This window comes from Streptomyces qinglanensis (assembly GCF_900111245.1).
Classification (GTDB): domain Bacteria; phylum Actinomycetota; class Actinomycetes; order Streptomycetales; family Streptomycetaceae; genus Streptomyces; species Streptomyces qinglanensis.
In genome coordinates this window covers 196,140-208,386 of the sequence record NZ_FOGO01000002.1, presented here as the reverse complement: position 1 = coordinate 208,386, position 12,247 = coordinate 196,140, and the positions used below count along the sequence as shown (strand labels likewise).

Annotated in this window: 8 protein-coding genes; 6 read left to right on the top strand and 2 right to left on the bottom strand. The window is 70.5% G+C overall.

The annotated features are described in order from the left end of the window. Positions 1 to 371: 371 nt before the first annotated feature. On the bottom strand, positions 372 to 2,696 hold the full coding sequence (locus BMX65_RS05180; RefSeq protein WP_074998951.1) for a (Fe-S)-binding protein: 2,325 nt from the start codon (positions 2,694 to 2,696) through the stop codon (positions 372 to 374). Between the two features lie 469 nt (positions 2,697 to 3,165). Here BMX65_RS05180 and dnaK point away from each other — a divergent pair, with 469 nt between their 5' ends. From dnaK to BMX65_RS05160, 4 genes are read left to right on the top strand one after another with little or no spacing between them, the layout of a single operon-like run. Next, positions 3,166 to 5,031 carry a molecular chaperone DnaK gene (dnaK, locus tag BMX65_RS05175; RefSeq protein ID WP_074998950.1) on the top strand — a complete coding sequence of 622 codons (1,866 nt, stop codon included), beginning with the start codon at positions 3,166 to 3,168 and terminating at the stop codon, positions 5,029 to 5,031. Continuing rightward, positions 5,028 to 5,762, top strand: coding sequence for a nucleotide exchange factor GrpE (grpE, locus tag BMX65_RS05170; protein ID WP_074998949.1), 735 nt, complete (start codon positions 5,028 to 5,030; stop codon positions 5,760 to 5,762). The genes dnaK and grpE overlap by 4 nt, the downstream gene beginning before the upstream one ends. A gap of 27 nt (positions 5,763 to 5,789) precedes the next feature. Continuing rightward, complete coding sequence (dnaJ, locus tag BMX65_RS05165) at positions 5,790 to 7,001, top strand: molecular chaperone DnaJ (protein WP_019355032.1); 1,212 nt, start codon at positions 5,790 to 5,792, stop codon at positions 6,999 to 7,001. 1 nt (position 7,002) lies between these two features. Then, complete coding sequence (locus tag BMX65_RS05160) at positions 7,003 to 7,473, top strand: heat shock protein transcriptional repressor HspR (RefSeq protein ID WP_074998948.1); 471 nt, start codon at positions 7,003 to 7,005, stop codon at positions 7,471 to 7,473. Between the two features lie 113 nt (positions 7,474 to 7,586). Here the strand turns inward: BMX65_RS05160 and BMX65_RS05155 are convergent, their stop codons facing one another. After that, positions 7,587 to 8,534, bottom strand: coding sequence for a D-alanyl-D-alanine carboxypeptidase family protein (locus BMX65_RS05155; RefSeq protein ID WP_107437394.1), 948 nt, complete (start codon positions 8,532 to 8,534; stop codon positions 7,587 to 7,589). A 211-nt stretch (positions 8,535 to 8,745) separates the two neighbouring features. Here BMX65_RS05155 and clpB point away from each other — a divergent pair, with 211 nt between their 5' ends. Both clpB and BMX65_RS05145 read left to right on the top strand, forming a co-directional pair. Then, complete coding sequence (clpB, locus tag BMX65_RS05150) at positions 8,746 to 11,385, top strand: ATP-dependent chaperone ClpB (protein ID WP_074998947.1); 2,640 nt, start codon at positions 8,746 to 8,748, stop codon at positions 11,383 to 11,385. A gap of 318 nt (positions 11,386 to 11,703) precedes the next feature. Next, positions 11,704 to 12,234 carry a YbjN domain-containing protein gene (locus BMX65_RS05145; protein ID WP_019355036.1) on the top strand — a complete coding sequence of 177 codons (531 nt, stop codon included), beginning with the start codon at positions 11,704 to 11,706 and terminating at the stop codon, positions 12,232 to 12,234. The last annotated feature ends 13 nt before the right edge of the window (positions 12,235 to 12,247 follow it).

The following is a 12,247-nucleotide window of genomic DNA, read 5'->3' as shown; positions in this document are numbered from 1 at the left end:
GAGGTGGATCGGGCGGCGAACCGGGCCGCGGACCGGGCCGAGGGTCGGCTCCGGGTGACCGTGCGCGGGCCGGGGTCCGGCGGCCGGCCGTTTTCGGCCGGTCCGTCCTGGGCCGTAGGGCCCGGGGCCTCGCGGTCCGCCACCTGCTGCTCCTCCTCGCCTGTCCTGCTGCTCCGCTCCGCGTACGTGCGGTTAGGAGGCTAGGCCCGGTACGCGGCAATGGGTATACCGCGACCGTGGTTTGGCTCGTGTGGTGCGTTAACTGATCGCATTTGACCACGACTTGCCGGAAAACGCGCAACGGCCGGCCCCGTGGATACGGGACCGGCCATCGCGAGGGTGCGAAGTACCAGGTTCAGGCCATCCGGGCGCTACGAGGCGGGCTCCGGCTCGGGCTCCGGGTCCTTCTCCGTCTCGCCGTCGGCCGCCGGGGGCTCGCCGGGTGTCTTCACCGAGTCCAGCAGGAGCTGAGCCACGTCCACGACCTGCAGCGTTTCCTTGGCCTTGCCGTCGTTCTTCTTGCCGTTGACCGAGTCGGTCAGCATGACGAGGCAGAACGGGCAGGCCGTGGAGACGATGTCCGGATCGAGGGACAGCGCCTCGTCCACGCGCTCGTTGTTGACCCGCTTGCCGATGCGCTCCTCCATCCACATCCGGGCGCCGCCGGCGCCGCAGCAGAAGCCGCGCTCCTTGTGCCGGTGCATCTCCTCGTTGCGCAGGCCCGGCACCCGGCCGATGATCTCGCGGGGCGGGGTGTAGACCTTGTTGTGGCGGCCGAGGTAGCAGGGGTCGTGGTAGGTGATCAGACCCTCGACCGGGGTGACCGGCACCAGCCTGCCCTCGTCGATGAGGTGCTGGAGCAGCTGGGTGTGGTGGATGACCTCGTAGTGCCCGCCGAGCTGCGGGTACTCGTTCGCCAGCGTGTTGAAGCAGTGCGGGCAGGTCGCGACGATCTTCTTCGCGGACTTCGGCTTCTGCGTCGCCGGGTCCACCTCGCCGTCCTCGCCGAGGGACTCGCCGAAGGCCGCGTTCAGCGTGCCCACGTTCTCTTCGCCGAGCTGCTGGAAGAGGAACTCGTTGCCCAGCCGGCGGGCCGAGTCACCGGTGCACTTCTCGTCGCCGCCCATGATGGCGAAGTTGACGCCCGCGATGTGCAGCAGCTCGGCGAACGCCTTCGTGGTCTTCTTCGCGCGGTCCTCCAGGGCGCCGGCGCAGCCGACCCAGTACAGGTACTCGACCTCGGTCAGGTCCTCGATCGTCTTGCCGACGATCGGCACCTCGAAGCCCGCGTCCTGCTGGATCTCCTTGGTCCACTCCAGCCGCTGCTTCTTGGCCAGGCCCCAGGGGTTGCCCTTCTTCTCCAGGTTCTTGAGCATCGTCCCCGCCTCGGAGGGGAACGCGCTCTCGATCATCACCTGGTAGCGGCGCATGTCGACGATGTGGTCGATGTGCTCGATGTCGACGGGGCACTGCTCGACGCAGGCGCCGCAGGTGGTGCAGGACCACAGCACGTCCGGGTCGATGACGCCGTTCTCCTCGGCGGTGCCCACCAGCGGGCGCTCCGCCTCGGCCAGCGCGGCCGCCGGGACGTCCTTGAGCTGCTCCTCGGTCGCCTTCTCCGCGCCCTCCATCGTCTTGCCGCCGCCCGCCAGCAGATACGGGGCCTTGGCGTACGCGTGGTCGCGCAGCGACATGATCAGCAGCTTCGGCGAGAGGGGCTTGCCGGTGTTCCAGGCGGGGCACTGCGACTGGCAGCGGCCGCACTCGGTGCAGGTGGAGAAGTCGAGGATGCCCTTCCAGGAGAAGTCCTCGACCTGGGAGGCGCCGAAGCGGACCTCCTCGGCGTCCTCGTCGCTGTCGTCCAGGGCCGTCTCGAAGTCGATGACCTTGCCGCCGGACATCATCGGCTGGAGCTCGCCGAGCGACGCGCCGCCGGTGGCCTCCCGCTTGAACCAGATGTTGAAGAACGCCAGGAACCGGTGCCAGGCCACACCCATGTTGGTGTTCAGGCCGACCGTGATCATCCAGATCATGGTCGTGCCCAGCTTGATCAGCGCCCAGAGGTAGACGAGGTTCTGCAGCGCGCCGGTGTCGAGCCCGTTGTAGGCCGCGACCAGCGGGTAGGAGAGGAAGTAGGCCGGCTCGTAGCTGTCCACGTGGTGCAGGGCGCCCTCGAGGCCGCGCAGCATCATGATGGCCAGGCCGATGACGAAGATGACGTACTCGACGAAGTACGCCTGGCCCATCTTCGAGCCCGCGAAGCGCGACTTGCGGCCCGCGCGGGAGGGCAGGCTCAGCAGCCGGATCACCATCAGGACGGCGATCCCGACGGTGGTCGCGAAGCCGATGAACTCGATGTACATCTCGTACGGCAGCCAGCCGCCGATGACCGGCAGCGTCCAGTCGGCCTGGAAGAGCTGGCCGTAGGCGTTGACGATGGTCGGCGGCAGGGTGAGGAAGCCGATCGCCACGAACCAGTGGGCGACGCCCACCACGCCCCACCTGTTCATCCTCGTGTGCCCGAGGAACTCCCGGGCCAGCGTGGCCGTTCGCTGCTTGGGGCTGTCCTTGCGGGTACCCGCGGGCAGTGGCTGGCCGAGCCTGACGAAGCGGTAGATCTGCGCAATGGCGCGGGCGAACAGCGCAACGCCGACCGCGGTGAGCAGCAGCGTGACGACGATCGCGGCGAGTTGCATAGCGGCTCCTCGGAGCACGGAGGCGGCGTTTACTAAGCAGTAACTTATCCAGTCCGTACGAGACTACCCACTCGTCGCCGCTCCCTGCACCGCGCACCCCGGTGATTTGCGTCGCCCCGCACGGGCGGGCCCCGTCGGCGCGGGGTCCCGGGCCCGCCGCGGAGTCCCCGGTCCCGCCAGAGGGGTACCGCGTCCGCCGCGTCCCGCCGGAGGGGCGCCGGCCCTCCCCGCCGCCGGGGGTGCCGACGCCGCCACGGAGGCGCCGGCCCTTCCGCGGAGGCGCCGACCCCGCGGTCGTCCACCGGTCCGTACGCCCTGGCGGGCGCCTCTCCGCGCCTCCCCGCAGGGACGTATGCGCGCACCGTAGTCATAGAGGTTGAGTCGGCCCGGCTCAAGCTTCTTGACGCATTCTCTCCGGTCGTGCACTCTTGAGTCAGCTTCACTCAAGACCAAGCTGGAGGAACCCGAAATGGCTCGTGCGGTCGGCATCGACCTGGGTACGACGAACTCCGTCGTCAGTGTTCTCGAGGGCGGTGAGCCCACCGTCATCACCAACGCCGAGGGCGCCAGGACCACGCCGTCCGTCGTGGCCTTCGCGAAGAACGGCGAAGTGCTCGTCGGCGAGGTGGCCAAGCGGCAGGCGGTCACCAACGTCGACCGGACAATCCGGTCGGTCAAGCGGCACATGGGTACCGACTGGAAGATCGGTATCGACGACAAGGAGTTCAACCCGCAGCAGATCAGCGCCTTCGTGCTGCAGAAGCTGAAGCGGGACGCCGAGTCGTACCTGGGCGAGAAGGTCGCCGACGCGGTCATCACCGTCCCGGCGTACTTCAACGACGCCGAGCGGCAGGCCACCAAGGAGGCCGGCGAGATCGCGGGCATGAACGTGCTCCGGATCGTCAACGAGCCGACCGCCGCGGCCCTCGCCTACGGGCTGGAGAAGGAGGACCAGACGATCCTGGTCTTCGACCTCGGCGGCGGTACCTTCGACGTCTCGCTGCTGGAGATCGGCGACGGTGTCGTCGAGGTCAAGGCGACCAACGGCGACAACCACCTCGGTGGTGACGACTGGGACCAGCGGGTCGTCGACTACCTGGTCAAGCAGTTCCAGTCCGGCCACGGCGTGGACCTGGGCAAGGACAAGATGGCCCTCCAGCGCCTCCGGGAGGCCGCGGAGAAGGCGAAGATCGAGCTCTCCTCGTCCACCGAGACCACGATCAACCTGCCCTACATCACCGCTTCGGCCGAGGGCCCGCTGCACCTGGACGAGAAGCTGACCCGGGCGCAGTTCCAGCAGCTCACGCAGGACCTGCTGGAGCGCTGCAAGACCCCGTTCCACAACGTGATCAAGGACGCGGGCATCCAACTCAGCGAGATCGACCACGTGGTGCTCGTCGGCGGCTCCACCCGGATGCCGGCCGTCGCGGAGCTCGTCAAGGAGCTGACCGGCGGCAAGGACGCGAACAAGGGCGTGAACCCGGACGAGGTCGTGGCGATCGGCGCCAGCCTCCAGGCCGGTGTGCTCAAGGGCGAGGTCAAGGACGTCCTGCTGCTGGACGTCACCCCGCTGTCCCTCGGTATCGAGACCAAGGGCGGCATCATGACCAAGCTGATCGAGCGGAACACCACCATCCCGACCAAGCGCTCGGAGACCTTCACCACCGCGGAGGACAACCAGCCCTCGGTGCAGATCCAGGTCTTCCAGGGCGAGCGGGAGATCGCCGCCTACAACAAGAAGCTCGGCATGTTCGAGCTGACCGGCCTGCCCCCGGCGCCGCGCAACGTCCCGCAGATCGAGGTCACCTTCGACATCGACGCCAACGGGATCATGCACGTCTCCGCCAAGGACCTGGGCACCGGCAAGGAACAGAAGATGCAGGTCACCGGCGGCTCCAGCCTTCCCAAGGACGACATCGAGCGGATGATGCGGGAGGCCGAGCAGTACGCCGACGAGGACCACAAGCGCCGCGAGGCCGCCGAGACGCGCAACCAGGCCGAGCAGCTCGTCTACACGACGGAGAAGTTCCTCAAGGACAACGAGGAGAAGGTCCCGGCCGAGACCAAGTCCGAGGTCGAGACCTCGCTGGAGGACCTGAAGGAGAAGCTCAAGGGCGAGGACACCGCGGCCATCCGCGAGGCGTCCGAGAAGGTCGCGGCCACCAGCCAGAAGCTGGGCCAGGCCCTCTACGCCGACGCCCAGCAGGCCCAGGAGGGCGGCGCCGAGGGCGGCGCGGCCGGTGCGGGCAAGGCCGAGGGCGGCGCCGGTGAGGACGACGTCGTGGACGCCGAGATCGTCGACGAGGACCAGAAGCCCAAGGACGGTGCGGCGTGACGGAGGAGACCGCGGGCTTCGGCAAGGAGTCCGACGTCCCCGCCGACGCCGGTGAGCCGAGCGAAGCGGACCGGGCCGCCGCCTCCGACCAGGAGGCGGCGCCCGGGGCGCCGTCGGCCGGGGACGCCCAGCAGAGTGAGGGCGATGTGAGCGCACAGGACGTCTGGGACGCGGAGGGCGGCGACCAGGAGCGGGGCGAGTCCGCCGAGGGCGCCCCGTCCGAGCTGGAGGCCGCCCGCAAGGCCCTCCACGAGCGCACCCAGGACCTGCAGCGGCTGCAGGCGGAGTTCCAGAACTACCGCCGCAGGGTCGAGCGGGACCGGGAGGCGGTCAAGGAGATCGCCGTCGCGAACCTGCTGACCGAGCTGCTGCCGGTGCTGGACGACATCGGCCGGGCGCGGGACCACGGCGAGCTGGTGGGCGGCTTCAAGTCGGTCGCCGAGTCGCTGGAGACCGTCGCGGCCAAGATGGGTCTGATGCAGTTCGGCAAGGAGGGCGAGCCCTTCGACCCGACGGTGCACGAGGCCCTGATGCACTCCTACTCTCCGGACGTCACGGAGACGACGTGCGTGCAGATCCTGCAACCCGGGTACCGAATCGGCGAGCGGACCATCCGTCCCGCGCGGGTCGGCGTGGCCGAGCCGCAGCCCGGTGCCGCGGGCGGCAAGGGCGAGGCCGGTGCCGAGGCGCCGGCGGCTGAAGAGGAGAACGGTGGCCCGGACGAGGGCTGACCGCGTGCGGGAGGAGGGACGTCGAGGATGAGTACCAAGGACTTCATCGAGAAGGACTACTACAAGGTCCTCGGCGTCCCCAAGGACGCCACCGAAGCCGAGATCAAGAAGGCGTACCGCAAGCTGGCCCGGGAGAACCACCCGGACGCCAACGCGGGCGACCCCAAGGCCGAGGAGCGCTTCAAGGACGCCTCCGAGGCGTATGACGTCCTCGGCGACGCCAAACGGCGCAAGGAGTACGACGAGGCGCGCAGTCTCTTCGGCAACGGCGGCGGCTTCCGGCCCGGCGGCGGCGCGGGCGGACCGGGCGGCGCCGGAACGTTCAACTTCGACCTGGGCGACCTGTTCGGCGGCCAGGGCGGCGGCGGAGCCGGCGGTCCCGGCGGCCCCGGTGGTGCCGGGGGCTTCGGCGGCGGGCTCGGCGACGTCTTCGGCGGGCTGTTCAACCGCGGCGGCGCCGGTACCCGCACCCAGCCCCGGCGCGGGCAGGACATCGAGTCCGAGGTGACGCTCAGCTTCACCGAGGCGGTGGACGGGGCCACGGTCCCGCTGCGGATGTCCTCCAGCGCCGCGTGCAAGGACTGCGCGGGGACGGGGGACAAGAACGGCACCCCGCGGGTGTGCCCCACCTGTGTGGGGACCGGGCAGGTCTCCCGGGGCACGGGCGGCGGCTTCTCGCTGACCGACCCGTGCGTGGACTGCAAGGGCCGCGGCCTGATCGCGCAGGACCCCTGCGACACCTGCAAGGGGTCCGGCCGGGCGACCAGCTCGCGCACGATGCAGGTCCGCATCCCGGCGGGCGTCACCGACGGGCAGCGCATCCGGCTGCGCGGCAAGGGCGCCCCCGGCGAGCGCGGCGGCCCCAACGGTGATCTGTATGTCGTCGTCAACGTGGACAAGCACCCGGTGTTCGGTCGCAGGGGCGACAATCTGACGGTCACGGTTCCGGTCACCTTCCCGGAGGCCGCCCTCGGCGGCGAGGTGAAGGTCCCCACGCTGGGCGGTCCGCCGGTCACCCTCAAGGTCCCGCCGGGTACGCCGTCCGGGCGGACGATGCGGGCCCGGGGCAAGGGCGCGGTCCGCAAGGACGGTACCCGCGGCGATCTGCTGGTGACGGTGGAGGTCGCGGTGCCGGTGGCGCTGGACGACGAGGCGAAGGACTCCCTGGAGTCCTACCGGGACGCGACGGCGGGTGAGGATCCGCGGGCCGCGTTGTTCAAGGCAGCGAAGGGAGACTGAGGTGGACGGCCGGGACGGACGCAGACGCTTCGCGGCCGGGCGCTCCGCGGCGTACGAGCTGACGGACGAGTCTCCTGTCTACGTCATCTCGGTCGCAGCGCAGCTCTCGGGGCTGCACCCGCAGACCCTGCGGCAGTACGACCGGCTCGGGCTGGTCTCGCCCGACCGGACGCCCGGGCGGGGCCGCCGCTACTCGGCCCGCGACATCGAGCAGTTGCGCGAGGTGCAGCGGCTCAGTCAGGACGAGGGCATCAACCTCGCCGGTATCAAGCGGATCATCGAGCTGGAGAACCAGGTCACGGCGCTCCAGCAGCGGGTGGCCGAACTGTCGGCCGCGGTGGAGGGCGCCGCGGCGGCGATGCAGCAGCGGGAGGCCCAGGTGCACGCCTCCTACCGGCGCGATCTGGTGCCCTACGAGGACGTGCGCCAGTCCAGCGCGCTGGTGGTCTGGCGGCCCCGTCCCCGGGAGTGACCCGGGCCCGGCACCCGGCGGCCACCGCCCCGGGGCGGTGCCGGCCACCGGTCCCGGCTGCCGGTCCCGGCCCCGGAAGCGGCTCCGGGGCCGGGCGGCGCGGTCTGCCGCGGTTACTTCGCGAAACCGTAGGAGAGCAGCTTCTTCGCGTCCTTCGTGCGGTTGGCGGACGAGGAGGAGGCCAGCACGGTGCCGATCACGGTCTTGCCACCCCGCTTGGCGGCGAAGACCAGGCAGTACTTCGCCTCGGGACCCGAGCCGGTCTTGACGCCGAGCGCTCCGGAGTAGCCGCCCAGCAGCGGGTTGGTGTTGCGCCAGTTCATGTACCGGTAGCCGCCGCTCTTGGTGGCCGTCTTCTGCTTGGTGGAGCGGGTCTTCACGATCGAGCGGAAGGTCGGGGAGCGCATCGCGTCGCGGGCGAGCTTGGTCAGATCGCGCGGGGTGGAGTAGTTGCGGCCCTTGCCGATGCCGTCGAACGAGTCGAAGTGCGTGTGCTTCAGGCCGAGGCTGCGGGCCGTGGAGTTCATCGAGCCGATGAAGGACTTGACCCGCGCGGAGCGGGTGCTGCCCTTGCCGAAGGTGTCGGCGAGCGCGTAGGCGGCGTCGCACCCGGAGGGCAGCATCATCCCGTAGAGGAGCTGACGGACGGTGACCTTGTCGCCGACGATCAGCCGCGCCGAGGAGGCGGTGTTGCGGACGATGTAGTCGCTGTACGCCTTCCGGATGGTGACCTTCCGGGAGAGGTCGAGGTTCTTGCGGGCGAGCACCACCCGGGCAGTCATGATCTTTGTGGTCGAGCCGGTGGACCGCCGGGTGTCGGCGGCCTTGGTGTAGAGGCTCCTGCCGGTGCCGCTGTTCATCACGTAGCCGCCCTTGGCGGTGACGGACGGCTTCTTGGCGGCTGCGACCGCGGGGGCCGCGGCCGTGCGGGCGGCGGTCGGTGCGGGGGCCGCGGGGGCTGCCGCGGCGGCCGGTGCGGCCAGTGCGCCTGCCGTCAGGACGGCCGAGGAAGTGACCATCACCGTGGCGACACGGTGGGTGCCAGCAATGCCGATCTTCACTCTGTCAGCTCCAAATGCCGCTGCCGAGCGGCTCGTTGGGCGATTTTCCGGGCCGGAACGGCCGGGAACCAAGAAGGATCGTAGACGTTTTCAGGTTGAGTGGAATAGACTCAACTTGTTGCATGCTATGGGTAGCAAGTGCCGGTGATCGGGGCGCAGGGGGCGCCAGGGCACGGCACCCGCAGCCAGCACTGGAGGAGGACGCAGGACAGTGGACGCGGAGCTGACCAACAAGAGCCGGGACGCCATCGGCGCGGCCAACGACCGGGCGGTGAGCGACGGGCACCCCGACATCACCCCGGCCCATCTGCTGCTCGCCCTGCTCACGGGCGAGGACAACGAGAACATCCAGGATCTGATCGCCGGCGTCGAGGCCGATCAGGCGGCGCTGCGCTCGGGCGCCGAGCGGCTGCTCGCGGCCCTGCCCACCGTGCAGGGGCAGACGGTGAGCCGGCCGCAGGCCGACCGCGACCTGCACGCCGTCATCGCCGACGCGGCCCAGCGCGCCAAGGACCTCGGCGACAGCTTCGTCTCCACCGAGCACCTGCTGATCGCGCTGGCGGCCAAGGGCGGCGCCACCGGCGAGCTGCTCGAGCAGCAGGGCGCCGACGACCGGAAGCTGCTGGACGCCTTCAACGCGCAGCGCGGCAGCCGGCGGGTCACCAACCCGGACCCCGAGGGCACCTACAAGGCCCTGGAGAAGTTCGGCACCGACCTGACCGCCGCGGCCCGGGACGGCAAGCTCGACCCCGTCATCGGCCGGGACCAGGAGATCCGCCGGGTGGTGCAGGTGCTCTCCCGGCGCACCAAGAACAACCCCGTCCTCATCGGCGAGCCCGGCGTCGGCAAGACCGCCGTCGTCGAGGGGCTGGCTCAGCGGGTGGTCAAGGGCGACGTACCGGAGTCGCTGCGGAACAAGCGGCTGGTCGCCCTCGACCTGGGCGCCATGGTGGCGGGCGCCAAGTACCGCGGTGAGTTCGAGGAGCGGCTCAAGACCGTGCTCTCCGAGATCAAGGAGAGCGACGGCCAGATCATCACCTTCATCGACGAGCTGCACACCGTCGTCGGAGCGGGCGCGGGCGGCGACTCGGCGATGGACGCGGGCAACATGCTCAAGCCGATGCTGGCCCGCGGCGAGCTGCGGATGGTCGGCGCCACCACGCTGGACGAGTACCGCGAGCGGATCGAGAAGGACCCGGCCCTGGAGCGCCGCTTCCAGCAGGTGCTGGTGGCCGAGCCGACCGTCGAGGACTCCATCGCGATCCTGCGCGGGCTCAAGGGGCGGTACGAGGCGCACCACAAGGTGCAGATCTCCGACAGCGCGCTGGTGGCCGCCGCCGCTCTCTCGGACCGCTACATCACCTCCCGCTTCCTCCCCGACAAGGCCATCGACCTGGTGGACGAGGCGGCCTCCCGGCTCCGGATGGAGATCGACTCCTCACCCGTGGAGATCGACGAGCTCCAGCGGGCCGTCGACCGGCTCAAGATGGAGGAGCTGGCCCTGGACAAGGAGACCGACCCCGCCTCCGTCGAGCGGCTGGAGCGGCTGCGCCGCGAGCTGGCCGACAAGGAGGAGGACCTGCGGGGGCTCACCGCCCGCTGGGAGAAGGAGAAGCGGGGCCTCAACCGGGTCGGTGAGCTGAAGGAGACGCTGGACGAGCTGCGCGGCCAGGCCGAGCGCGCCCGGCGCGACGGCGACCTCGGCACCGCCTCCAAGCTCCTCTACGGCGAGATCCCGGCCGTCGAGCGCGAGCTGGCGGCCGCCACCGAGGAGGAGGAAGAGGCCAAGAAGGAGATCGCGGCGGGCCAGGAAGACAAGGACAGCAAGATGGTCAAGGAGGAGGTCGGCTCGGACGACATCGCCGACGTCGTCGCCTCCTGGACGGGCATCCCGGCCGGCCGGCTGCTGGAGGGCGAGACGCAGAAGCTCCTGCGGATGGAGGAGGAGCTCGGCAAGCGGCTGATCGGGCAGCAGGAGGCGGTGCGCGCGGTCTCCGACGCGGTGCGCCGCAGCCGGGCCGGTATCGCCGACCCCGACCGCCCCACCGGCTCGTTCATGTTCCTCGGCCCCACCGGTGTCGGGAAGACGGAGCTGGCCAAGGCGCTCGCGGACTTCCTCTTCGACGACGAGCGGGCCATGGTCCGCATCGACATGAGCGAGTACGGGGAGAAGCACAGCGTCGCCCGGCTGGTCGGCGCACCGCCCGGGTACGTCGGCTACGAGGAGGGCGGCCAGCTCACCGAGGCCGTGCGGCGCCGCCCCTACAGCGTCGTCCTGCTGGACGAGGTGGAGAAGGCGCACCACGAGGTCTTCGACGTGCTGCTCCAGGTCCTCGACGACGGCCGGCTCACCGACGGCCAGGGCCGCACCGTCGATTTCCGCAACACCATCCTCATCCTCACCTCCAATCTGGGCAGCCAGTTCCTGATGGACCCGCTGGAGAAGGAAGAGGAGAAGCGCGAGCAGGTGCTCGCCGCCGTCCGGTCCGCCTTCCGGCCCGAGTTCCTGAACCGGCTGGACGACCTGGTCGTCTTCTCCGCGCTGGCCGGGGACGAGCTGCGGCGGATCGCCCGGCTCCAGGTCGACGCGCTGCAGGCCCGCCTCGCCGAGCGGCGGCTGACGCTGGATGTCACCCCCGCCGCGCTGGACTGGCTCGCCACGGAGGGCAACGACCCGGCGTACGGTGCCCGGCCGCTGCGCCGCCTGGTGCAGACGGCCATCGGCGACCAGCTCGCGCGGGAGATCCTCGCGGGCGAGGTCCGCGACGGCGACACCGTCCGGGTGGACCACGTCGAGGGGTGGGAGGGCCTGGTGGTGGGCTCGGCCGCCGGAGCGGCCGCGGGAGACTGAGCCCATAGCCCGTCTGAGCCCGTCTGCGTACGCCTGAGACCGTCGGGAGCTGCGGAGGGGGCCGGCTGCCGGCCCTTCCGCAGTCGCCTCCCGTGCCCCGGGCGCGGCGCCCGGTGCACCGGCCGCCCGGGGTACGGGAGGCGGGGCGTCCTGGGCGTCCTGGGGCGCCGGAAACAGGAAACGGTGAAAGGGTGGGGCGGTGCCGCACACAGCGGGCTCCGCCCCTCCGCTGCCTCCGGCCGGGCCGAACCCCCAGGGTTGTCACCGCGGGGGGCCCGTGCGGGAGGATGACCGAAGCCGTATGAAGGGAACACCCACGTGAGCATCGACCCGTCCTCGATCCCGAACTTCGGGGGCCAGCCCGAGGAGCCGGAGGAGTCCGGTCCCACCGGACCGATCATCCCCGACCAGGACCTCGTCAAGCAGCTCCTGGACCAGATGGAGCTGAAGTACGTCGTCGACGACGAGGGGGACCTCGCGGCGCCGTGGGAGGAGTTCCGCACCTACTTCATGTTCCGGGGTGAGGCGGAGCAGCAGGTCTTCTCGGTCCGTACGTTCTACGACCGGCCGCACACCATCGAGGACAAGCCCAAGCTGCTGGAGGCCATCGACGACTGGAACCGCCGCACCCTGTGGCCCAAGGTCTACAGCCACACCCACGACGACGGCAGCGTCCGGCTGATCGGTGAGGCGCAGATGCTGGTGGGCACGGGCGTCTCGCTGGAGCACTTCGTCTCGTCCACGGTGAGCTGGGTGCGCGCCAGCATCGAGTTCGACAAGTGGCTGGTGGAGCAGTTCGGCCTGGAGAAGGACATCGACTCCTCCGAGGGCGACGGCGGCGACGCGTAGCGGCGTCGGCACC